At 67.2% G+C, this 24069-nt stretch carries 16 protein-coding genes and 3 tRNA genes; 7 read left to right on the top strand and 12 right to left on the bottom strand.

The window, feature by feature from the left end; genetic code table 11:
- The 8 genes from AC56KW_RS19855 to AC56KW_RS19820 all read right to left on the bottom strand — a co-directional run.
- Positions 1 to 792: elongation factor Tu (locus tag AC56KW_RS19855; protein ID WP_497172391.1), on the bottom strand; the 792-nt coding region annotated here is incomplete at its 3' end.
- Positions 793 to 878: 86 nt separating this feature from the next.
- A tRNA-Thr gene (locus tag AC56KW_RS19850) sits at positions 879 to 953 on the bottom strand.
- Between the two features lie 33 nt (positions 954 to 986).
- A tRNA-Gly gene (locus AC56KW_RS19845) sits at positions 987 to 1060 on the bottom strand.
- Positions 1061 to 1098: 38 nt separating this feature from the next.
- Positions 1099 to 1183 (bottom strand) — tRNA-Tyr (locus tag AC56KW_RS19840).
- A gap of 321 nt (positions 1184 to 1504) precedes the next feature.
- Positions 1505 to 3064: an HDOD domain-containing protein gene (locus AC56KW_RS19835; RefSeq protein WP_497172390.1), complete on the bottom strand. Its 1560-nt coding sequence runs from the start codon at positions 3062 to 3064 to the stop codon at positions 1505 to 1507.
- Positions 3065 to 3069: 5 nt separating this feature from the next.
- The gene (locus AC56KW_RS19830) at positions 3070 to 4716 is read right to left on the bottom strand and encodes a response regulator (RefSeq protein WP_497172389.1); all 1647 of its coding nucleotides are present in this window, start codon (positions 4714 to 4716) and stop codon (positions 3070 to 3072) included.
- Between the two features lie 152 nt (positions 4717 to 4868).
- Positions 4869 to 5831: a J domain-containing protein gene (locus AC56KW_RS19825; protein WP_497172388.1), complete on the bottom strand. Its 963-nt coding sequence runs from the start codon at positions 5829 to 5831 to the stop codon at positions 4869 to 4871.
- 133 nt (positions 5832 to 5964) lie between these two features.
- Positions 5965 to 7113 (bottom strand): class I SAM-dependent methyltransferase, encoded by a 1149-nt coding sequence (locus AC56KW_RS19820; protein WP_497172387.1) that lies wholly within the window; start codon positions 7111 to 7113, stop codon positions 5965 to 5967.
- Positions 7114 to 7169: 56 nt separating this feature from the next.
- Between AC56KW_RS19820 and AC56KW_RS19815 the strand changes: the two genes are divergently transcribed.
- The 7 genes from AC56KW_RS19815 (at position 7170) to AC56KW_RS19785 (ending at position 13046) form a co-directional block, all read left to right on the top strand.
- On the top strand, positions 7170 to 7967 hold the full coding sequence (locus tag AC56KW_RS19815) for an SDR family oxidoreductase (protein ID WP_497172386.1): 798 nt from the start codon (positions 7170 to 7172) through the stop codon (positions 7965 to 7967).
- A 9-nt stretch (positions 7968 to 7976) separates the two neighbouring features.
- Positions 7977 to 8375: a dihydroneopterin aldolase gene (locus AC56KW_RS19810; protein ID WP_497172385.1), complete on the top strand. Its 399-nt coding sequence runs from the start codon at positions 7977 to 7979 to the stop codon at positions 8373 to 8375.
- A complete protein-coding gene (gene ttcA, locus AC56KW_RS19805; protein WP_497172384.1) occupies positions 8372 to 9319 on the top strand; it encodes a tRNA 2-thiocytidine(32) synthetase TtcA in 948 nt (315 codons plus the stop codon). Before AC56KW_RS19810 ends, ttcA begins: the two co-directional genes overlap by 4 nt.
- Before the next feature lie 81 nt (positions 9320 to 9400).
- The gene (locus AC56KW_RS19800) at positions 9401 to 10144 is read left to right on the top strand and encodes a 2'-5' RNA ligase family protein (RefSeq protein ID WP_497172383.1); all 744 of its coding nucleotides are present in this window, start codon (positions 9401 to 9403) and stop codon (positions 10142 to 10144) included.
- Between the two features lie 59 nt (positions 10145 to 10203).
- Positions 10204 to 10737 carry a SixA phosphatase family protein gene (locus AC56KW_RS19795; protein WP_497172382.1) on the top strand — a complete coding sequence of 178 codons (534 nt, stop codon included), beginning with the start codon at positions 10204 to 10206 and terminating at the stop codon, positions 10735 to 10737.
- 138 nt (positions 10738 to 10875) lie between these two features.
- Positions 10876 to 12099: a helix-turn-helix transcriptional regulator gene (locus tag AC56KW_RS19790; protein WP_497172381.1), complete on the top strand. Its 1224-nt coding sequence runs from the start codon at positions 10876 to 10878 to the stop codon at positions 12097 to 12099.
- The gene (locus AC56KW_RS19785; protein WP_497172380.1) at positions 12096 to 13046 is read left to right on the top strand and encodes a GlcNAc-transferase family protein; all 951 of its coding nucleotides are present in this window, start codon (positions 12096 to 12098) and stop codon (positions 13044 to 13046) included. The genes AC56KW_RS19790 and AC56KW_RS19785 overlap by 4 nt, the downstream gene beginning before the upstream one ends.
- Positions 13047 to 13070: 24 nt before the next feature.
- On the opposite strand, the gene AC56KW_RS19780 is transcribed toward AC56KW_RS19785, so the two are convergent.
- The 4 genes from AC56KW_RS19780 to AC56KW_RS19765 all read right to left on the bottom strand — a co-directional run bounded on the left by AC56KW_RS19780 (position 13071) and on the right by AC56KW_RS19765 (position 23983).
- Positions 13071 to 18575, bottom strand: coding sequence for a hypothetical protein (locus AC56KW_RS19780; RefSeq protein ID WP_497172379.1), 5505 nt, complete (start codon positions 18573 to 18575; stop codon positions 13071 to 13073).
- 21 nt (positions 18576 to 18596) lie between these two features.
- Positions 18597 to 20240, bottom strand: coding sequence for a hypothetical protein (locus AC56KW_RS19775; RefSeq protein ID WP_497172378.1), 1644 nt, complete (start codon positions 20238 to 20240; stop codon positions 18597 to 18599).
- Positions 20241 to 20456: 216 nt separating this feature from the next.
- Positions 20457 to 22217 (bottom strand): M14 family metallopeptidase, encoded by a 1761-nt coding sequence (locus AC56KW_RS19770; protein ID WP_497172377.1) that lies wholly within the window; start codon positions 22215 to 22217, stop codon positions 20457 to 20459.
- A gap of 143 nt (positions 22218 to 22360) precedes the next feature.
- The gene (locus AC56KW_RS19765; protein ID WP_497172376.1) at positions 22361 to 23983 is read right to left on the bottom strand and encodes a S41 family peptidase; all 1623 of its coding nucleotides are present in this window, start codon (positions 23981 to 23983) and stop codon (positions 22361 to 22363) included.
- Positions 23984 to 24069 lie beyond the last annotated feature (86 nt).

The following is a 24069-nucleotide window of genomic DNA, read 5'->3' as shown; positions in this document are numbered from 1 at the left end:
GAACATTTCCACGCCGGTGCAGGTGGTCTTGACGGTGTCGATGATGCCGACGATTTCGATTTCTTCGCCGACCTTGATCACGCCACGCTCGACACGACCGGTCACGACGGTGCCGCGGCCCGAGATCGAGAACACGTCTTCCACTGGCATCAGGAAGGCGCCGTCAACAGCGCGCTCTGGCGTTGGGATGTAGGTGTCCAGGGCTTCTGCCAGGCGGGTGATGCACTCTTCGCCCATTTCGCCAGGCTGGCCTTCCAGCGCCATACGTGCCGAACCCTTGATGATTGGCAGGTCGTCGCCTGGGAACTCGTACTTCGACAGGAGCTCGCGCACTTCCATTTCGACCAGTTCCAGCAGTTCTGCGTCGTCGACCAGGTCGCACTTGTTCAGGAACACGATGATGTACGGAACGCCAACCTGACGCGCCAGCAGGATGTGCTCGCGGGTCTGTGGCATTGGGCCGTCGGCGGCCGAGCACACCAGGATCGCGCCGTCCATCTGCGCAGCACCGGTAATCATGTTCTTGATGTAGTCGGCGTGGCCTGGGCAGTCAACGTGCGCGTAGTGACGGTTTTCGGTCTCGTACTCGACGTGCGCGGTGTTGATGGTGATGCCGCGTGCTTTTTCTTCCGGTGCCGCGTCGATCTGGTCGTAGGCCTTGGCTTCGCCGCCGAATTTCTTCGACAGGACGGTAGCGATTGCAGCCGTCAGGGTGGTTTTACCGTGGTCAACGTGACCGATGGTGCCGACGTTCACGTGCGGCTTGGTCCGTTCGAATTTACCTTTTGCCATTTCAGACTCCTAAGATCTAACGATATTTTGGGGATTTACCAGGCACACCTGACGGACGAGTGCAACGCGACTGCCGTACAAAATTCTGGTGCCCTTGACGTGGATTGAACACGTGGCCTCTCCCTTACCAAGGGAGTGCTCTACCACTGAGCTACAAGGGCTGATTTTTGCGATGAAGAAACCACCGCACTAACTGGAGCGGGTGAAGGGAATCGAACCCTCGTCGTAAGCTTGGAAGGCTTCTGCTCTACCATTGAGCTACACCCGCGAGGTACAACTTCAAATCCGACTTCACGATCTTCTTTTTGGTGGTGGGGGCTGGATTCGAACCAGCGTACTCAGAGAGGGCAGATTTACAGTCTGCTGCCTTTAACCACTCGGCCACCCCACCGCGAAGAACCGCAGAGTATGAAGCAAGCTCAACGTACTGTCAATCAGGTTTCCGTAGAAGTCTTATCTACTTCGCCTGACAGCGTTGCTTCGGGGCGTGATTGTAACGGTCGGACTGTAAAGCTGCAAGGGTGATTTTGCCAAGTACGAAAAAATCTTCATGAACTTATCTGGAATCGTTCGACCAGCATTCCAGCACCCGTCAAACAACGTCGTTCCCGCACAGGCGGAACCCAGGTTTGTGTGCGTGGTGTTGCGGTAAAAGTGGTCTCTCAAGGCGCGCGCCGGGATCAGGGTCTCGCCTGTGCGGGATCGAGGTCGGTCATGGCTGGCCGTTATTCGTGCCTGACGACGTCTGACCTGCGGGCGCCAGTGCCGCCAGCACCTGCGCCTTGAGCGCCTTGATCAACGCCGTCTCGTGCGGCTCCAGGCCCTCCGGCGCGGTGAAGATGCGATCGGCATAGATCAGCCCCAGCTGGGCCTTGCCCGCCACCAGCGGCAGCACGATGAAACTCTCGGCGTCCGGCAGCAGGGTCTTGTACCAGGCCGGCAACAGGTCGCGGATCCTGGGGCTGAAGGCGTCCGAGATCATCATGTCGGCGTCGTTCTCGAGCGCCAGGTGGAACACGTCGCGCATGAACGCGCAGGGAAACGCGAAGCTGTCCTGCAGGTCGGCGCTGCCCTCGCCCAGCGACACCCGCGCGCGGAATTGTTTGGTGCGCATATCGCGAAGGCAGACGGTGGCGAAGCGAAAACCCAGCGCCCCATACAGGGTCTCGAGCACCGCACTGACCACGTCGTTGGCGCCGGCGCCGGTGCCGCCCAACAAGGTCACGTCCTGCACACCTGCCAGCAGCAGGTCGCGCGCATTCTTCGGCTTGCCGCTGGGGTGGAACTCGCCTTCGTCGTCTTCGCCAGCGTCGAGCGTGGCCAGCGCCAGCACGTCAGGCAGGCCGTTGCCGGCCTTGGGGTCGGTTTTAGGCGCCCGTTCCATATTCATGCTCTGCAGCATGCCGTTGATGCCATCCTGTACCACGTCGAACAGGCTGACCGTGCCGAGCGCATCGACGCCGAGCGCGGGGCCGTAGCGCTCCAGCAGGATGCCTGCCTCCTGCGAGGTCGCCGGGTCGTGGTGGCGACCCATCAGGCGCGCCACGTCGCGGCTGAATGCGGCCACCTGGCGCATCCATTCGTTGCGGTCGGCCGCGACCTCGAGCGGTCCCGGCGGCAAGGCCATCTGGGCCTGCACGATCAGTTCCGGCATCTGCCACTCGCGCAATACCGCCTCGGACAGGGTCTCGAAGGTACATCCCAGGATCAGTTGCGCAGCCTGGCTAGGGCTGTGCTTGCCGGCCGCCACGAGCGCTGCGATCTCCCGGTAGCGCTCCGGTTCGTGGCTGGCCAGCAGCAGCGCGCCCAGGTTCTTGAACAGCGCGCAGATTGCCGCTTCTTCTGCGCCGGGGATCGGGCTGTGGCGCGCCAGCTCGCGGCCGACCAGGCTGGCGCACAGGGCGGCCTCGAGCTCGACCCGCACGCCGTGTTCGGCGGTGTCGAGCGCATCGACCAGCAGCATCGCCAGCGCGGCGGCCCGTACATTGTCGAAACCGAGCAGGGAAATGGCGCGCGAGATCGTCGTCACCGGCGTGCCGGACAGGGTGCGGTACTGGACCGTGTTCGACAGGCGCAGGATGCGCTGGGTCAGCGCCATGTCGGATACCACGTAATAGGCGAGATCGGCCGTACCCAGGTCGTCGCTGTAACCCATGCCGATCACATGCATGACGGTGCCGCCGAGGGTGAACATGCGCTCGGTACCGCTGAGCTTACGCATCAGGGCGGGACGCACGCGGCGCGGGGTGCCGCCCTGGGAAGTCTCGGCCATCGCGTTTATCCGGCCTTGCGCAGCGGCGTGGTTCCGTGTGCGCCCTGCCTGTGTTGCTTGAGCACTTTCTGGTGCAGCGCGGCCAACGCCGGCAGCTTCGGATTGAGCGGGTCGAGCTTGCGCACATTGCCGATCAGCGCCGGCACTTGCGCGCCAAGCCGGCTATCCCAGCCCTCGTGCTCGAGGCAGCGCAGCGCCGCCAGCGCGGCATTGAACGCCACCGCCGGATTGCCCGGCAGCTTGGCCGCCGCTTCGAGCATCATCGTTACCGCGCCGCGGTAGTCGCCGTTCTTGGCGCGCGCGGCGCCACCGGCGACCATGTCGACCACCTGCTGGCGGCTCTGCTGCGCCAGCGTTTGCGCCAACTCGCCCTTGCCCGCCTGCTCCAGCACGCCCATGGCGCGCGTGACCATGGCGTCGCTCGAGGCATTGCTCATTACGTTGCGCATGATCTCGGAAGCACCCTCCTCTCGCCCATTGTCGAGGCAGGTACGTGCCAGCTCGAGCTTGATGTCGGCCGACAGACTGGGGGCATCCTTGCTGGCGGCCAGGGCCGTGCCCAGCGCTTCGCCCAGGCGCTGCTCGTTGCCGGTGTATTCGTGCACCAGGGCCGAGGCGATCGCACTGCACAGCGGGGTAGTGCTGCGGCCGCCCATCGAGCGGTCGAGGTCGCGGATCACCGCGGCGGCGCCCACCGGGTCGCCCTTGTGCACCAGTGCGCGCACCAGCTTGACGTGGTCTTCGGGGTCGCGAAATTCGGAATACTTCGCCTTGCCCACCACCTGGCGCAGCGCTTTTTCGGCGGTATCGACGTCGCCCGCCTCGAAGGCGGTGTCGGCCAGGGTGCGCAGACGGCGCACCGCGTGTGGCGAGACCGCCACCGCATCGCTCAGCACCGCCTGCGACTTGCCCAATTCGCCCACCGCGGCGTGGGTGCGCGCGAGCCAGTCGTAGGCGTCGACGAAGTTGCGGTTGGCGCCGACCAGGTCTTCCAGCATCTCGCGCGCCTCGTCGTAGCGCTTGCGCACGAACAGGGTCTTCGCCAGGCCCAGCCGGGCCCAGGCGATTGCCTTGAGCTCGACCAGGTGGCGATAGATCGGCTCGGCCTGGTCGGCCTGGCCCAGGAACATGTGCAGCTCGGCGCGCAGGCGCAGGAAATCGATCGCGTAGCGTGGATGCAGGCGCTGGCCCTCGATGCTGGCGGCGACCGCTTCGGCCTGGTCGCCGGCCTCCATCAGGCCGTACACTGGCAGCAAGGCACTGCGCTTGTCGAGGGCGCGCGCGATGCGCTCCAGCAGGCGGTCGGCGGTGAACGGCTTGAGGATATAGTCGGTCGGCGCCAGCTCGGCGGCGCTGACCACCTTGCTGTGATTGCCTTCGGCGGTGACCATGAAGAACATGGTGGCCAGGCGGATCAGCTTGTGGTGGCGCAGGTCTTCCAGTAATTGCTGGCCATCCTGGCCACCCTCCAGGTCGTACTCGCACAGTATCAGGTCGAACTGGCGCAAGCCAAGGTGCTTGACGGCCTGGTTGGAGGTGCTCGCGTGCTCGATCCTGGTCAGGCCGCACAGCGTGAGCATGTTGTGGATGCTGGTCCGCATCCCCGAATGGGGTTCGATGATCAGGGCCGTCAGGCCTTCCAGTTCGTTCATTGTCGTCCGTGTAAGCCTGCGTTGGGCGTGACGCTGCGGCTGCATGGGCGCGCGGCATCGAGCCAGTATATTACGGCGCAAAATGAAAATAATGAAATCGAGGGGGAGTCCGTGACACGAGATTGTGTCGCTACGCCGAAAAAACGACAGCCTTACCGGGTATCGGCCGCGGCCTGGCGCAAGGCCGCATGGCGGCTGTCACACTCGGACTTGCTGGCGCCGTCGACGATGTTCTGGTAGCGCACCTCGTACTTGCCGGCCGCAAGCTTGTCGAAAGTAAAACTCGAGCGCTGCTGTACGAAGGCATGGCGCACATTCGCGCGGCGGTCGAGGTCGTACAGCTTGACGAATACCGGCGCCGCATTGGCGCTGTTGTCGACCTGGACCTGCATTTCGTGGCCATCGTTACCGACCGGGTAGCCCGGCAGGTAGGACGACTCGAGCGGCCACGGATCGCCGCTGGGCGCCGCGAGGGTTTGCAGGTCGGTGCTGCAGTCAGGGGCTTGGGCCGGCACCGACAACTGGGTGACGGCCAACGCGCGCACCTCGGGCGGCGGCCCCTTGGCGCCTTCTGGCCCCACGCGGCGGGCCCAGTCGTCGCTGCTGGCGTCGACGCCCAGCGCGTCGGGACGGCCGGTCTTGATACTCTCGGCCTGGGCCATGCCGCTCCAGGCCAGGGCGCTGGGGACGATGTCCGGTTGTTGCTCGATCGTCAGCACGGCGGCCACGGCGCCGGCCACGAAGCAGCCCGACAGGCCGAGCCACCAGCGCGGATCGCGCCACAGGCGCCTGCGGCGCGGTTTGGGGCGGGATTGCCCATCATGGTGTTCAGCGTGCTTGCGCGGCTGGCCTTCCTTGGCGCTGGAACTTTCGAGCCACTCGACTTCCCATTCCTCGGAGGCGATCCATTCGTCGTGTTCCTTGCGGCGGACGGGATCGGACAGGACGTTATAGGCGGTGTTGACCACCGCCATGATGCGGGCTGATTTTTCATCGCCCGGATTCTTGTCGGGGTGATATTTCTGGCTCAGGGCCTTGTAGGAAGCACGAATGACTTCCGGGGGCGCGTGTCGCGACACCTTCAGGTTGTCATAGTGTGTGTGAATCTTGGCCATGATCTGTCAAGTCTACCCGCTTCTGCCCTGCGCGTTCTGTCTGTCCTCGGCCGATGCCCGTCGGTGTGACGAGGCGCGGGATATCTTCACAGCTTAGCCGGATTTGTGTCCGCCGTGCAAGATATCAATCAGTCTACAGTCGGTGGCTGCGGTCCGCATGCACGATTGCCGCGGGCAATTCTACATCTCGTCCGACGACGAGCACCTTGAACAACTCGCCCATTTCAGCAGGAGAAACCAGTTTTTGCACGGCGCGCGAATGGGGCAGGAAGTGCTTGGCGTCTTCGGGGTCGTTTTCCAGCAACAGTTCGCCGATGCCGGCACCGAGCAGGAAGGCGGCCTGGCTCATGTACGCCAGTACCGGCAGGCCCGCGTCCTGCGCGGCCAGCGCCATCGCCGTGAAGTCGACGTGGGCGGTGATGTCTTGCAGGCCCGGCAAATAGAAGGGATCGGGATGCGCGTGATGGCGGTAATGGCACATCAGGGTGCCGCCGATGCGCTGGTCGAGGTAGTACTCGTGGGCCGGGAAACCGTAGTCGACCAGGATGGCGGCGCCGCGCCCTCCGGCGAACATCGCCGCCAGCGAGCCCATGAAGCCGGCGCCGACCGGATGCAGCTCGGTGACATAACCTTCGATCATTTGCTCATGGTCGGGCACCTGGCGCGCCAGTTGCTGCGCCAGGTCGGCGCCGAGCGGCGCCTGGACGAAGGCGAAGGCGCCGTCCTCGACCGTGACCATTTGCCGCCGCCAGCCGTCCCCGGTGCGGATCACCAGCTCGACCGGCATGGCGTCGAGCACCTCGTTGGCCAGCACCACGCCGCTGAAGGTGTCGGGCATGGCGTCCAGCCAGCGTACCTGCGGCAAGTCGGCCAGGTTTTCTTGCTGGCGCGCGCGCAACTCGCCGGACAATTCGATGATCGTATACGAGTTGACCGCGACGCCCTGCCGGGCCAGCGCGGCCAGGACGTCGCGCGCCAGGCGGCCGGTGCCGGCGCCGAACTCGATGATGTCGGGCGCGCTTTGGGCGATAATAGCGGCTGCCACGCGCGCCACGGCCGCACCGAACAGCGGCGTCATCTCGGGCGCGGTGGTGAAATCGCCGCTCGCGCCGAGCTTGGCAGCGCCGCCGCTGTAATACCCAAGTCTCGGCGCGTACAGCGCCAGTTCCATGAATCGCGAAAACGCCATCTGCCCGCCATGTTGAGCGATCTCGGCGGCGATGAGCTGTTGCAGGGAATGGGACGCGGCAAGGGCGTCGGAATCGGGTGCGGGCAGGGACATGCCGGCATTGTAGCCAGAATAGCTTTTATCAACAATTTACGCCTTATGCAACGACGATGACGGACAGCCTTTCGACTTCCCTGCCGCGCGTCGCGCTCGTGACCGGCGCCGGGCGCCGCCTGGGCCGCGCGATCGCGCTCGGCCTGGCCCAGGCCGGCTGGGACCTCGCCCTGCACTACCGCCACTCCGAGCTCGACGCGATCGCGACCCGCGACGCCATCCTGGCGCTGGGCCGGCGCGCGACGCTCTTGCAGTGCGACCTGGCCGACGAGGCCGAAGTACGACAGCTGGTCGGCCGTGCCAGCGCGGCGTTGGGACCGTTGTCTTGTATCGTCAACAACGCTTCGTTGTTTGAATACGACAACGCCACCGCGTTCTCCTGGGAGCTGCTCAACACCCATATGCAGGCGAACGTGGCTGCGCCGGTGCTGCTGGCGCAGCACCTGCATGCCGCCACGCCGGAAGGGCGGCAGGCGGTGGTGGTCAACTTGCTGGACCAGAAACTGTACAATCTCAACCCGGATTTTCTGTCGTACACGCTGTCCAAGGCGGCCCTGCAGACGGCGACCACGATGCTGGCGCAGGCGCTGGCGCCGACGGTGCGCGTGGTCGGCGTGGCCCCCGGCATCACGATGGTGTCGGGCGACCAGACCGAGCAGGGCTTCGCCGCTGCGCACCAGATGACGCCGCTGCAGCGCTCCTCGACCCCGGAGGACATCGCCGATGCCGTGGTCTACGCCGCGGCGGCGCGCGCGCTGACCGGCACCACCCTGTTGGTCGATGGCGGCCAGCATCTGGTGCCCTCGCACCGCGACGTGATGTTCCTGACCGAACCGAATAACTCCACCAAATAAGGCTATCCCATGTTGTCCGCCCTGTCCCACCCGAGCTTGCGCGATTGCCGCCGGCTGTTCCTGCGCAATTACGAAGTGATGATCAATATCGGCGTGCACGATTTCGAGAAGAAGGGCGAGCAGCGTGTCCTGATCAATGTCGAGCTGTACATCCCGCTGGAACTGTCGACGCCGAAGGCCGACCAGCTGGCCGAAGTGGTCGACTACGATTTCATGCGCGAGACCATCGCCCGGCGCATCGCCAAGGGCCACATCCACCTGCAGGAAACCCTGTGCGACGACGTGGTCAAGGCGATGTTGGCGCACCCGCGCGTGCGCGCCGCCGGCGTCTCGACGATGAAGCCGGACGTGTATGCCGACTGCGAAGGCGTCGGCGTTGAAGTGTTCCAGATCAAGGAAGCAGCATGAATGAAACCGTAATCGAGCGCGTCGTGGAAGCGGACTTCCCGACCGCGGGCGTCGACGTCGACGTCAAGAAACAAGAGAAGATCGCACACGAGAACAACAAGCTGCACAAGCGGCTGTGCCGCCTGGTGGGCCAGGCGATCGGCGACTTCAATATGATCGAGGACGGCGACAAAGTGATGGTCTGCCTGTCCGGCGGCAAGGACAGCTATGCCCTGCTCGACATCCTGCTCACCTTGCGCGAGCGCGCGCCGATCCACTTCGATATCGTCGCGGTCAACCTCGACCAGAAGCAGCCGAACTTCCCGGCGCATATCCTGCCGGCCTACCTCGACAAGCTCGGCGTGCCTTATCACATCGAAAACCAGGACACCTACAGCATCGTCAAGCGCCTGATCCCGGAGGGCAAGACCACCTGCTCGCTGTGCTCGCGCCTGCGGCGCGGCATCCTGTATCGCGTGGCCGATGAACTCGGCTGCAACAAGATCGCCCTGGGACACCATCGCGACGACATCCTCGAGACCTTCTTCCTGAACATGTTCTTCGGCGGGAAGCTGAAAGGCATGCCGGCCAAACTGGTGTCGGATGATGGCAAGCACATGGTGATTCGCCCGATGGCCTATGTGAAGGAAGCCGATACCGAGCGCTATGCCGAAGTGAAGGGCTTCCCGATCATCCCGTGCGACCTGTGCGGCTCGCAAGAGAACCTGCAGCGCAAGCAGATCAAGAACATGCTGCGCGAATGGGAAAAGAAGCATCCGGGACGGGTGGAGAATACCTTCTCGGCGCTGTCGACCGTGGTGCCGTCGCATCTGCAGGATCGTGACCTGTTCGACTTCGTCGGGCTCAAGACCGATGGCGTGCCGAATCCGCTGGGGGATATCGCGTTCGATGAGGAGCCGTGTTCGACGCCGGCGGCGAAGACGATTTCGCTGACCCAGCTCTGAGCGGCAAGCAAGCACAAGCAGAGGCCTCGTCCTCTGCTTTTTTTTCGTCCCGCTTGGCGTCTCGCAGCAGGCAACGACGACATGACCGATAACCCAGCCAACCAAAGCCTGGCAACACATGACGACGCGATGTGGGGCCAGGCTTACGGCGCAATCGCCCGCGGGGAAGTCGATTGCGACACCCGCCTGGCCACCGGCCCCGACCCGCGCCGCGGCATCAGCCTCATCGCCCGCCCCGGCCAGGCGCTGCGGGCCCGCATCGATCATGTGCTCGACCGCCTCGCCGACGCCGAGCCGGAGCAGTACCGCTATCCGGCCGCCGACCTGCACATGACAATCCTGTCGCTGCTGACCGTCAGCGCCAACGCCGCCATCCACCCGGGGCTGGTGGATGACTATCGCGGCGCGGTGGAAGCCGCCATGGACGGCATCGACGCGTTCGAGATCGGATTCGACGGCATCGCGCTGTCGCGCGGCGCAGTGATGGCGCGCGGCTTTCCACGCGGGCCATCGCTGGAAGCCCTGCGCGAGCGCCTGCGCACGCAGTTGCGCGAGCGGGTCCTCGACGGTGCGCTCGACCGGCGCTATCGCCTGGTTACCGCGCACATGACGCTGCTTCGCTTCACCGAACCGCTGCGCGATGCGGCGCGCTATGCGGCTCTGCTTTACGCGCTGCGCGATGATCGCCTCGGCACCCTGCGCATCGACCACGCGCAGCTGGTGGTCAATGACTGGTATATGTCCAGCCAATCCCTGGTCCAGGTGGCGACCCTCCCCTTGCGCATGGCGCAGCATGAAGCAGGTCGCGAAGCGCTACCCAAATGACAGGCCGGCAACGCGCCGTCATGCTACGCTGACGGCTTGATTATCACGAAAGACCGCCGATGCTTCTCTCTTCGCCCCACTCGGCGCGCCTCGTGCGCAAGCTGTCCCTCATCGTGGCCATGCTGCTGCCGGGCATGGCGCTGGCTGAACCTGGCGCGATCTACCTCGTGCGCCACGGCGAGAAAGCCAGCGTCGGCCAGGACCCGGCCCTGACCGCGCAAGGCCGGGTGCGCGCGCAGAACATCGCGACCATCCTGCGCCGCACCGGCATCCAGTCGATCTTCAGCACCCCGACCGCGCGCACGCTGCAGACCGCGCAGCCGCTGGCGCAGCAGCTCGGGCTGACGGTCGAGCGTTACGACCCGGCGACCCCGAAGACGCTGGTCGACAAGGTGAAAACGCTGCACGGCGCCGTGCTCGTGGTCGGGCACTCGAATACCTTGCCGGAACTGGTAAGGCTGTTCGGCGGCGAGCCTGGCGCCGACATCGCCGACGACGAATACGGCCGCCTCTACCAGCTCACGCCGCAAGCCGGCGGCGCCGTCAGCACGGTGGTCCTGACCTCGCCGCCGGCGCCCACCGGCGAACCTTGACCGGCCGGTGCGGCGTTCTTACCACATCCTGTGTCTTACAATTTCCACAATTAAAGAATGTAGCAAAATTGTATCGACCAGGAATCGCAGGCCCGATAGCATTGACATTAATGCACGCCTGATATCGGGAGAGAAATCTTGGACTTGTCGCAAGCACGGTTCGACAGCATCGTCAATCTCATCTACGACACCCTGGACGACCGGGCCGCGTGGCGCGCCATGCTCGACAGCTTGCATGCAGCGATCGGCGGGCGCGCCGTGCACATGCTGGCCTTCGACGGTGAGCGCGGCGCGCTGTCGTACAGCGACGGCGCCGCCATGGCGCCGCAGATCGACCTCGAGTACATCCAGAAATACCAGTTCATCGATCCGCGCGTGGGCCTGCTGCGCCAGCAAGCGACGGACGGCTGGCTGCACTGCCATGAACATTTCGACGATGGTTTCGCCGCCAACCACCCCTTCTACCAGGAATTCCTGATCCCGCATGGGGCGCGCTATGTGTCGGCCTGCAAGCTGGTCGAGACGCCCGAGGCGACCGTGATCCTGTCCTGCCTGCGCAGCAGCGACGATGGCCCGCTGCCGCCCGATACGCTGGCCTTCCTCGACCGCCTGAGGCCGCATATGGAGCGCGCGGTGCGCCTCGGCCTGGCGCAGTTCGTGTACTCGACCCAGGCGCTGGTGGGCCATGCGCTGGTCGACAAGCTGCGCCAGCCGGTGATGCTCCTGACCGCCACCGGCGACGTGGTGCTCACCAACGACGCGGCGCGCTGCCTCCTGGACGCCACCAGCCTGGTGCAGGTGGCCAATGGCAAGCTGGTACTGCCGCAGCGCTACCGCACGTCGTTCCACATGCAGTGCGGCGAACTGGAAACCCGGGTGCGCAACGCCGTCGCGCAGGGCATCCCCGACACCAAGGAGTCACGCGCGCTGCACTTGCGCAGCGAACCGGGCGCCGCACCCGACGCGCTGTACGCTTTTTTTACCATGCTGGTGCCGGAACACACGCTCGGCAGCTTCGGCCTGCGTCCGCTGGTGATGCTGTTCTTCTACCACCCGACCTCGGCCCAGGTGATCGACTCGGCACTGCTCACGGCCGCTTTCGGCCTGTCGCACGCCGAGTGCCGGGTGGCCTCGATGCTGGCCGACGGCATGCCGCTCAAGGTCATCGCCGACGCGCTCGGCGTGCAGTACGACACGGTGCGCAAGCAGCTGCTGTCGATCTACCAGAAGACCGCGACCAACCGCCAGCCCGAGCTGGTGCGCCTCTTGATGAACCTGCCGGCCTCGGCCGTCCAGCGTGCGCTCAAGGCCGACGACGGCGACACGCTGCTCGAAGGGGTCATGGCGGGATCGGCCCCATGAGGGATGCGATCTTCGTCAGCATCGCGTCCTACCTCGACCCGATGCTGTTCTTCACCCTGAACGATGCCTTCGCCAAGGCCGCCCGGCCCGATCTGGTGCGCATCGGCGTCGTCGACCAGCACCTGGATGACCAGCGCGCCGCGATCGCCGCCCTGCCCCATGCGGACCAGGTGCGCCACGTCCACTTGCATCCGCAGGACACGCTCGGTGTGTGCTGGGCGCGCAGCATCGGCTTTTCGCTGTACGACGGCGAAGACTTCATGCTGCAGGTCGATTCGCACACGCTGTTCGAGCCACGCTGGGACGAGCAGCTGCGCGCCTTGCACCGGCAACTGCTGGCGCGCTCGGCCAAGCCCGTGATCAGCACCTATCCCTACCGCTTCGACATGGTCGACGGCGAGCCGCAATACACGCCTTCCGCCGGCCACACCGCGCTGGTGCTGCGCCCGCATCCCGAGAAGGCCCTGGCGCCGGATGACGCCGTGCTGCGCTTCATGGCGCGCCACCTGTTCGCAAACGAGGCGGTGATGGGCTGCCACGTCTCGGCCGGCTTCCTGTTCGCGGCCGGGGCCTTCGTCGATGAGGTGCCCTACGATCCCTGGCTGTACTTCCACGGCGAGGAGCAAAGCCTGGCGGTGCGCGCCTTCACCCGCGGCTGGGACATCTTCCACCCCCTCACCACGCCGGTCTACCACCTGTACAAGACCGAGGGCACGCCCTACGCCACCCACCACTGGCATGGCGCGACCGACGCCCGGCGCGCCTTCAACTCGGCCTACCTGACCGAGCGTGCAAAGCAGCGCCTGAACCGCCTGCTGATGGGCGACGGCCTGCCCGGGGCCTATGGCCTGGGCAGCGCGCGCACGCTGGCGCAGTTTGCCGAGCTGAGCGGCATCGACTACGCCAACCAGACCATTACCGACCCTTTCGACGGCAAGCTGTGCTGACGCCTGCCGCCGACCACGCCGGCGTCAGCCCTGTGGCAGGCCGACCAGTTCGACCGCTGCGACGCCACCGAGGCCGGCGCCGGCGTCGACGATGACCTCGGTCGTCGCCCGCGCCGGGTCGGCGCCACCCTCGCCATCGTCGAAGATCCAGTCGATGTAGATCGAGGTCGGCACCGTTTCGCCGTCGTACAGGTAGCCAATGCCGTGCATGGCGCGGTTGACCAGTCCCTGGGTCGCCTGCGCATTGAAATCCAGCTTCAGCACACCGTCGTCCTGGCTGGCGCTGCCGATCGTGAGGCCGCCGACCCGCAGCAGGCCATCGGCGAAACTGACTTCGCCCAGCGCCGAGAACACATCCTCGAGCGCGGCGCCCTCCTGGCGCACCAGGGTCAGCGAGGCGCCGCCGTAGTCGCCGCGTGCATGCAGTTCGGCGTCGTGGATGGCCGCATTCGCATCCAGCGCTACCGCGTCGGCGCCGCTGAAGCGCACGATGCCGCCGATCGAGGACGTCGGCGCCGCGCCGAAGCCGGCGTCGAGCGTGCCGTCGGCATTCACGCGTGCCAGCAGCGGCTGTGTGGCGCCGGTGGCAATATCGGTCGTGGTGGTGCCGAACACGACGAACTGTCCGTCGACCAGCACCAGGCTGCCCGGGTCGCTGCCGACACCGATGCCATGGCCCGGTATGACCGTGATCCCGTTTTCGCCGAAGCCGGTGTCGAGCCGGCCGTCCGGGTGATAGCGCGCCAGCATCAATTCGCCACCGATGCCGAGACTGGACGAGGTCGCGCCGATGGTGCCGAGGGTGACGATCTTGCCGTCGGGCTGGACCACCATGTGGGCAAAGACATCGTGGCCGTCGGTCAGGTGGGCCTGCACCACGCCGCCTGCGCCGAACGCTGCATCGAGTGTACCGTCCGGATTCAGGCGCATCAGGAAGCCGTCGACGTCGTTGGCCGGGGAGCGCGTGGTGCCGGCCACCAGGATCTTTCCATCCGGGAGCGCGTGGACCGCGCGCGCATTGTCGGTGCCCGCGCCGACCGCATGGATCAGGATGCCCTCATCGGCGAAACCGGTATCGAGGGCGCCGTCGGCGCCGAAACGCACCACGACGACGTCCAGATCCTCACCGAGGCTGACGCCGATAAAGCCGACCACCAGCAGCTTGCCGTCAGCCTGCAGCGCCACGTGGCTGGGCGACGCACCCACGCCGGGTGGCGAGTATGCCAGCTTGCCGCCATCGCCGAAGCGCGTGTCGAGCGCACCGTTCTGGTCGAGCCGGGTCGCCACCACGAAACCGCCCCCGGTGTTCACGCTCCGGACGCCGGCCACGATGACCTTGCCATCAGGCTGCAGCAGTATCTCGGTCGGCAGGTCCGAACCGGGATCGACGTTCACCACCACCGAGCCCCCATCGCCGTAGCTGGTGTCCGGGCTGCCGTCCGCGTTCAGGCGCATGATGCGAAAATCGAACAGGGCGCCCGGCGTCGACACCGCCAGCATGATCTTCCCGTCCGGCAGCTCGAGCGGCGCCGGGTTCAGGTTGACGCCGCCGGTGTCCAGCACGACGCGGCCATTGCCATCGCCGAAACCGGTGTCGATGCTGCCGTCGGCGTTGTGGCGCGCCAGCACGACGGAGAACTGGTCCTCGTCGTCCACGAGCCCGCGCACCGACAGCAGCTTGCCGCTGGCGGTCACGCTCCCGGCAAGCTGCGTGTAATAGGCGCCGATGTTATCGACCACGACCCCGGCCGGCACGCCGGCGAAAGTCGGTGCGGTATTGGCCGGCGCCGGCTCGTCGGTCACGGCGATCGTACGCACCTCGGTTATTTCGCCGGCGCCGCGCACGCCATCGCCGTCGCGGTCGTTCCACAGCACGACCCTCACGTGTTCGACGTCCTTCAGGTAGCTCACCTCGGCGTCGCCATTGCCCGCCTTGAAGCGGTAGCCGGCATCGTAGGCGGCGACGTCCTCTTCGGGGCTGGTGGCGCGGCCGGCAGCGCCGGCCAGCGCGGTCAGCGTCACCGCATCGGCCTCGGCCTGCGAGCGCACCACGATCTCGAGCGTGTCATTGCCGGCGCCGCCGTCGATGCGGTTGACGCCATTGCCGCCATTGACCAGGTCAGCGCCGGCGGTGCCGACCAGGGTGTCGTCGCCGCCGCCCAGGTCGAAGCGTCCGCCGCGGCCCAGTTCCGCGATCAGCGCCTGGTTCGCGGCCGACAGCGCCTGCGTGCTGTCGAACATCTCGCCGCGCGCGCTGCCGCTGACCTGCGCCAGGTAGTCGAGGCTCGCCAGCGGCGTACCGTCCAGTGCGCGGGCCGGATCGGCCGGATTGCGCAGCACTTCTTGCACCACGGCGCCGATCCGCACCTCGGTCACGGCGACCGTTTGCACCGCGCCATCGCTGAAGGTCCAGGCGATCGGTACCGACGCCGGCGGCGCGGTACTGGTATTGGCGTAGGCGATACCGTGCATGGCGCGGTTCACCAGGCCCTGGGTGGCCGCCTCATCGAAGGCCAGCGTCAGGGCGCCGCCGGACTGCGTCACGCGGCCGATGGCGACGCCGTCGACGGCCAGCACGCCGCCCGCGAAACTGACTTCGCCGAGCGCGCTGAAGCGGTCGCTGCTTGCGGCCCCGCCCTGCCGCGCGAGCGTCAGGCTGGCGCCGCCGTAATGCCCGCGCGCCGCCAGTTCGGCGTCGTGGATGGCGGCATCCGGGTCGAGCACCACCGGGCGTCCGCCGTCGGTCGCCAGGCTGCCGCCGACCGACGGCACGGGATCGGGATTGAAGCTGGGGTCCAGGCGGCCGTCGGCATCGATACGGGCCAGCACGGTGCTGACGTTGCCAGAGACGAGATCGTCGAGGGTATTGCCGAACACGACGATCTGGCCGTCGACGATCGCGAGTGCGCCTGGATCCATCCCGGTGCCGATGCCCTGGCCCGGGATGTGCACCATACCGTTATCGCCAAAGGCGGTGTCCGGGCGGCCGTCGGCGTGGTAGCGCGCCACCATCAGCTCGGCGCCGGTGCTGCTCGTCAGGCCGCCGTTCATGCTGCCGAACACCACGATCTTGCCGTCGTCCTGCACCGCCATCTGCGAGAACAGGTCGTGGCCGGCGGTGAATCGCCCGATCGCGACGCCGCCGTTGCCGAAGCTGGCGTCGAGCGAGCCGTCGGCGTTCAGGCGCACCAGCGCGCCGTCGACGTCGTTGTTCGCGGAGCGGGTGGTGCCGGCGACCAGCACCTTGCCGTCGTCCAGCGCCACCACGGCGCGCGCATTGTCGGTGCCGGGGCCGACCGGGAGCACCACCGTGCCGCCGCTGCCGAAGCCCGTGTCCAGGAGGCCGTCGACCCCAACGCGGGAAATGGCGAAATCGAGGCCCGTACCACCGCCCTGGGCCAGGCCCACCAGCAGGAGCTTGCCGTCGGCCTGCAGCGTCGCGTGGCTGACCGAGGCGGCCTGGCCGGGGCGCGGGCTGAACTGTAGCGTGCCGTCGCCGTCGAAGCTGGTATCGAGGCTGCCGTCGGCCAGCAGGCGCATGACGCCGAAGCCCATGCCCCCATTGACCAGGTCGGTCGCGGTGATCACGATGCGCCCGTCCGCCATCAACAGGATGTCGGTCGGCAGATCGCTGTTCGGGCCGATCGACACCACTACCGCGCCGCCATCGCCGAAGCCCGTATCCAGGCTGCCGTCCGGATTCAGGCGCAGCACCTGCACATTGAAATTGGCGCCAGGCGTGGCCACGGTCACCAGGATCTTGCCGTCCGCCTGCTGCACCGGGCTGGTATTGGCGATGGTCTGGGTCGGCAGTGCGACGCGGCCGGTGCCGCCGAAGGTGGTATCCAGGCTGCCGTCGGCGTTGTTGCGCACCAGCGCCACCTCATAGCGGCCGTTCTCGAACAGGATGCCGCGCAGCGACAGTAGCTTGCCGTCGTTTAGCACCGTGCCACCCACCAGGAAATGATCGACGCCGGTGCGGTCGATCGCCACCCCGGCCGGCGCGCCGGCGAAAGTGGGTGCGCTGTTCGGCGGCGGCACGTCGTCGAGCGCGATCCAGCGACCGGTTTCCCCGGCCGTGACCAGCACCGTCTCGACGTTGCGCAGGTAATCCTTCTGGCTGCCGGCGCCATAGCTCACCATCCAGTCATAGTCCGGATCGTCCGAGGCGCTCACCTGGACCGCATCCATGGCCTCGCGCGAGGCGACGGCGATCTCGAACACGTCCTTGCCGCCGGCGTTGGCACCGCCGTCGATGCGGGCATTGCCGGCGCCGTTGCGGATGGTGTCGGCCTGGCCGCTGCCGGCGATGACGTCATCGCCGGCGCCGCCGTCGATCCAGGCGCCCTTGCCGGTGTCGCGCATGCGCGCGGCGAGCGCACTTGATACCAGGTCGCCGGCGCGGATGGTGTCGGCGCCGGCGCCGCCATCGATCCAGGCCAGGTGGGCGAAGCCGTCCTCGCCCGCGCCAGCCTCGCGGACGGACACCGCGAGCGGGATCTCGCGCGTCACGCCGCCGCTGGCCGCCTCGGCCTGCAACTGGACGACGACGCGTTCAATATCGCGGACATAGTCGGCGACGCCCGCGGCCACCACCTTGTGCGTATAGCCGTCGGCGAAGGCCGCGCCATCGGCGCCGCCGGCATCGGCGGCCAGCAGTTCCACCCGCACCGCGGCGGCCTCTTCGCCGGTGGCGACCCGCACGTACAGCACGTCGTGCCCGGCGCCGCCGTCGACATGGTCGGCGCCGCTGCCGGCGACGATGGCGTCGCCATACGCCGAGCCGACGACCTTGTCGCCGCCCGGGCCCATGTCGATGTAGACGCCGCGCCCATGCTGCGCCATCAGCGCGCGCGTGGCGGCAGGGATGTCGGTGCCGGCGTCGAAGGCGTCGAACCATTGGGTGCCGGCGACCCAGGCGAAGTGGGTCGCTGCGGCCAGGTCGGCCTGCGGGTCGATCGTGCGTGCTTCCGGCGCCAGCAGGAAGCTGCGGTAGAAGGCGTTGCCGGCGTCGCTGCGAAACACGTTTACCTGCTCGACGTTCCTGAGGTAGTCGGTCTCGGCGCCGTTGCCCACCTTGACGCGGTAGCCGGCCGCATAGGCTTCGCCGTCGGCGCCGCCGGCATCCGCTTCCAGCGCCGTTACCCACAGCGCTGCCGCCGCCTCGCTTGATGCGACGAGCACATTGAGCACGTCGCGCGCCTGGCCGCCGTCAGGGGCGGTGCCCAGGTTCGCGCCGCCATCGATGCGGTTGACGCCTATGCCGGCAGTAAACGCGTCGCCCCAGTTGGAACCGGCCGCGGTGTCGCCGCCGCCGCCGAGCACGACCGAGATGCCGCGCCCGTACTGCGCCATGAGCGCCCGGGTGGCGGCCGGGATGTCGGCCGGGTCGAATTGTTCGGCGGCCACGGTGCCGTTGGCCAGCACGAAGAAATATTGGGTGGCGAGGTCAGGGCCCCAGGCAGCCTTGGTGGGGTCGCGCGGGTCGACCGGGATCTCGTTGAGCGTGACGGTAGGGGTAGTGGGCATGTTCTATCCTTGCAGGGGCGGTCAGGAGCCTGGGAAGACAGGTGGTGGCAGGGTTGGCGCGGCAGTCGGTGCGGGCGTCGGGGCCGCAGTGGGCGCCGGGGTAGGTGCTGGGGTCGGCGCAGGTGTTGGAGCAGGCGTCGGCGCTGGTGTCGGCGCAGGCGTCGGCGCTGGTGTCGGCGCAGGCGTCGGCGCTGGTGTCGGCCCAGGCGTCGGCGCTGGCGTCGGAGCGGGCGTCGGCGCAGGTGTCGGCGCAGGTGTCGGCGCTGGCGTCGGAGCGGGCGTCGGCGCAGGTGTCGGCGCGGGTGTCGGCGCAGGTGTCGGCGCTGGCGTCGGAGCGGGCGTCGGCGCAGGTGTCGGCGCGGGTGTCGGCGCGGGTGTCGGCGCGGGTGTCGGCGCGGGTGTCGGCGCGGGTGTCGGCGCGGGTGTCGGCGCGGGGGTCGGCGCTGGAGTCGGCGCCGGCGTCGGTGCTGGAGTCGGCGCCGGCGTCGGTGCGGGCGTCGGCGGCGCTCCCGACAGGATTTGCAGGGCCGCCAGCACGCCGGCCAGCTCCGGCGCGGGCTGGGCCGACGCCGCCGGGATCGCGTCGAGCATGACGGCGGCGTCCACCAGCGCCAGCAGCGCGGGCGCCAGTCCGGCCGTGCGCGCGACCTGCGCCAGGCGCGGGAGCGTGCCCGATGCCGTGGCGGCGGCATGTTCGGCCTGGTACTGGACCGTGTCGACGAAGCGGATCACCGGATCGACGTGCTGCGCCAGCGCAGCCTGCAGCGCGGCGCCGGCGGCCTCCGGGGCGGCCTGCATCACGCGGCCGACCGCGAGCGCCAGGCTGGCTTCGGCCAGCCGCGCGACGTCGGCCGCCAGCGCGACGACGTCATGCGCCTCGGCGCGCCGGTTCAGCAAGCGGTCGTGGCGGGCGACGGCGCCCTGCACCAGCGCAGCCACGCTGGCCGGCCCGGCATCCTGGGCGGCGCCCAGGCGCGCCACCTCGGCGGCCACGGCTTGCGCCACCCGGCCATACGCGGCGACCGGACTGGCGTCCAGGCCCTGCTCGGCGCGCGCCATCACTTCCATCGCCATCTGCAGCGCGATCATCTTTTGCAGCAGCGCCGGTTCGCGCACGGCCAGGGTCAGCGGATCCTGGTCGAGCGCCTGCACCGACGACAGCCCGAACACGCGCGCCACCGCCTGGCGCGCCTGCGCCTGCGAGGTGGCCGCGTTCGACGCGAGCATCGCCTCGACGATCGTGCTCAGGGGCGTTACCGCCACCACCGGCTTGCTGGCCGCATCCTCGATGATGGCGCCCAGCGCATAGGCAAACGGCAGGCCGGTCGCGCCATCGATGCCGCCGATCGCGCGCAGGCGCAATCCGTTCAGCTGGGCCGGCGTCAAGGCCGCTGTGAGAATGTACTTGCCGCCGGCATCGGTCCGGACCGACGGTTCGCCCGCGTCATGCAGGCCGTTGTTGTTCTGGTCGAGCCAGACGCTGGCGCCGGCCAGGTAGCCGTCGACGACGACGCCGGTCACGATGGCGCTGGGCGGCGGGGGCGGCTGGACGATCGGACCCGGCGGGGGTGGCACGGGATCGCTGCCCCCACCGCCGCAGCCTCCCAAGGCGAGGGCGACGGTCAGGGCCAGCGTGGTGCGTTGGGGCGAAGGGGGGGTTGGCATGGTTAGTCTCTCCGGGCGCGATGCAAGCGAGACTAAGGGATTTCCTTTTCAACAACCATTCCCCAATTGGGGAACGGTGGACAATATTCTGTCCGAAAGATCATTTGCGTATTTACCCATTCGACACCCAATGGCAGGGTCATCGATCGGCCAGGCCGGGCGCCGCCCCCTGCCGGGAGCCTTGGCGGGGTGACGGCTTGACGACCGACGGCGCGATTACAGCGCAGTATTCGCGCGCAATACCGGATACAGGTTCAGGCGCTCGTCGTACGACGAATGGCGCTTGGCGAAGAACTCCAGGCGCGCCTGCGGGTTCTTGGCGAAGGCCGGATCGCTGTCGAGACGCTCCTGGAACGCCTTCGCCACCGCCGGATCGGCCGCCATCTGCTCGCGCGCCACTTCTTCGGCCACGTAGTCTTCCATGTATTCCTTGCGCTCGAAGGCGTTGTTGAACGCCCCCCAGGCCAGCAGCGAATCCGGCGCCTGCGGCTCGAGCATCGCCACCACCAGGCGCGCCTTCGGCTGCGCGATCGGCACGAACAGCGAACCTGGCGCGATCGAACGCTGCTCCGGCTTCCACTTACCCTCGACCGTCAGGCGCTGGTGGCCTTCGACCGAAGCGGCTGCCAGGGTGGCCTTGTCGGCGCGGAAGGTCTCGGCCTCAAAGCGCACGACTTCCTTGTCCAGCGTGCGGAACACGACGCCGTGCTGGCGCAGCTTCTCGCCCACGATCGCGGCATAGGCGGCGGGGACGATGTAGCCGGCGCGCGGCGCGGTGACCTGGACGTCGGCCACGATGTCCTGCCACAGCGGCACATGCCACACCTGGGGCGTGGTTTCGTCGTAGCGCGTCATCAGGGCGCCCGAGACTTCCGACGGCGTGCGGGTGTAGGCATAGCCGTTGAAGTCGACCATCTCCTTCTTGTCGCTGGCCTTGTAGGACAGCGCCACCGGCTGGTTGCCCAGCCTGGCGGCGCGCGCGTCGGCCGCGTAGGCCGCCTGCTGCCATTGCCTGCCGTTCTTCGCGACCTGGTCGAGCACCGACACCACGGTGTTGCGGGTGATGCGCACGCGCACCGGATATTCCTTCCACGAGTGGGTTTCCACCAGCATCGCCATGCGGTTGCGCAACTGGAAATAGCCGGTCGAGAAACGCGGATCGGACACGCCGTCCATGAAGCCCGACATCGGATCGTCGTGCTTCACGAACGACATGTAGTAGGACTGCGGGGACGAGCCCTCCTTGGCGATGTCCTTGATGACGTTGGTGCGCAGTGCCAGGCCGGCCTTGCGGAATTCGGCGTCGCCCGAGTACACCGGCTCGACCTGGATCGAGATATCGTGCTGGAACTTGGCGCCGTTGGTCGCGTGCAGGTCGACGTAGACCAATGGGTCCCAGGCGTTCACCAGGCCGAGCATGGCCTGCATCTCGGGCGCGTCGGCCTTCAGGTAGTCGCGATTGAGGTTGAAGTTCTGGGCGGTGGTGCGCCAGCCCATCTCGACCGGGCCGCGCTGGTTCGGGCGGTTCCACTTGCCGAAACGCTCGTGGCCGTCGACGTTGAACACCGGGACGAAGAGCAGCACCTGCTTGTCGAGCGCACCCTTGGCCGCGCGGCCTTCGAGCGCCTCGCGCAGCGCCAGGAAGCCGGCATCCTTGCCGTCGATCTCGCCGGCGTGGATGCCGCCCTGGATCAGGGTCACGGGCAGGCCCTGCTGCTTAGCGGCCTGCGGCGTGAACACGCCCTTGCCATTGACGACCAGCGCCTTCATCGGGCGGCCTTCCGGCGTGATGCCGAAGTCGATGCACTGCACCTGTTTCGGATACGCCTGCTGGAATGCGGCGCATAGCGCGATCGTCTCGTCGTAGCGGCCGGTGGCGGTGAAGCCCGAGCGCTCCGACACGGTGCTCAGGTCGGGGGCGGCATGGGACAAGGGAATGGCCGACAACAGGGCCAGCAGTAACGCAGAACGGATCATCGAAAAGCTCCGGCAGAAACGAGGAAGGAAGCCGGTGATTATAGACGTGTTCTACATGCAACAGTTCAGGACCGGAAAGACAAGGGGCGGCCAGAGACCCCTCCGACCGCCCGTCAATACAGCTGCTGTGCCCCGCGCCGCGCTCAGCGCGGCGGCGCGCCCGGCGTAGTATGGATCAGGACTTCCTTCGCTTCCGGCCGCACGATCCGCATCGGCACCTGGCGCGCGCGCGCCGTGGTCGACACCGGGCAGGCGCCGCTGGCGCGGTAGGCCAGGGCCGTGGCCAGCAAGCCTTCGCTCTGGTCGCCCACGGGCCGCGACAGGTCGTCGCTTGCCTGGCAGGTCGGCTTGAAGCCGTCGGTGAAGTCGCCAAAGCCCTTGTGGTTCACGCCCTGGAACTCGATCGAGAAATAGGTCGTGCCGCAGTTCGGTACCGGCGTGAAGCCGTATGGCTTGCCGCAAGTGGTGCCACCGATCTGGATCACTTCGATGTCGGCTCCGCGCAGGCCGTTGATCACCGATTCGCTGGCCGAGCAGGTACCCTCGGTGCTGAGTACCGTCACGCGCTTCAGGCCCAGCGTGGGCAGCGGGGTGCCGGTGCGCAGCGGGTTGCTCGACGCAAAACCCCACGCGGTCGAGCGGAACATGATCGGCTGGTAAGCCGGCGTCTTGTCGTTGTAGCGCGAGCGCTCGAACACCTTGCCGCTCGTCGATTCGGGGCCGGCGATCATATAGGCCAGCTGGCTGGCGACGTACAGCAGGCCGCCGCCGTTATAGCGCACGTCCAGCACCAGGTCGTTGACGCCGGCCTGCTTGAAGGTGGTGAAGGCGTCGTACAGCTGTTTCTCGGACACCGCGTTGAAGCTGTCGAAGGTCAGGTAGCCGACCTTGCCGCTGGCGGTCTCGATCACCTTGACGTTCTTGACCGGCGCCTCGACCACTTCGGCGCCGGTCAGCGTTACGTCGAACTGCACGCCGGCACGCTGCAGGGTGAGCCCGTGGGTGGCGCCAACCTTGTCCGGGAACAGGCCGGCATTGATCTTGTCGACCGCGGCTTCGTCTTCGGTGTTCACGAAATCGATACCGTCGACCTTGAGCAGCATGTCGCCGCGCAGCAGGCCGGCGGCGGCGGCCGGCGAACCCGGTTCGACCGCCGTGACCAGCCAGGTGCGGGGCGCGCCTTCATTGGTGCTGCGCGACCAGGTGATGCCATAACCGAGGTCGACGCCGCGGGTCTGCATCGCTTCCCATTCGGCGGTCGTGTAGGTGAAGTGGAAACGGTCTTTCGGCTGGCCGTTGGCGGTGAGAAGCGGCGTCTTAAGCACCTCGAAGTAATCGAGCGCGCTCGTGAAGTCGGCCATCTTGTAGGTGTTCGGGACTTCGTTGTACCAGAGGTAGTACTGGTTGGTCCAGGCGCGCAGGAACTTCAGCTCGTCGAGCAGGGTGCCTTGCGTGTCCGGATAAGGCTTGCCGCTCGCATCCAGGCCGGTACGCGGGACGGCGCACTTGTTGGCATACGTGCCATAAGCGTCGCCCAGCAGGTTCGGGTTCAGGTCTTCCGGGGTCGGCTGGTTGCCGGTGGGGGGCGCCGGATTGGTCGGCGTGGTCGGCGTGGCCGGAGGCGGCTCTTGCGCCACCGGCGGCGCGCCGACGCTCGGCGATCCGCTCCCGCCGCCGCAACCGGCAAGGACGAACAGCGCGGCGAGCGAGCTGGAAATCAAACGCAATGGGAGGGTCGTGCGACGGGGCGTGAATGGCGTACTCATGCGCCGATTATAGACCCCGAAATCGGGGGCGAATACATCGAACTGTCACGTTTGAGGCTAGCGGACAACGGGTGATATCAAGCGGT

It is taken from the genome of Telluria sp. RT2P19, assembly GCF_059685725.1.
The sequence above is the reverse complement of the archived record's forward strand: the minus strand, read 5'-3'. Positions and strand labels throughout refer to the sequence as shown.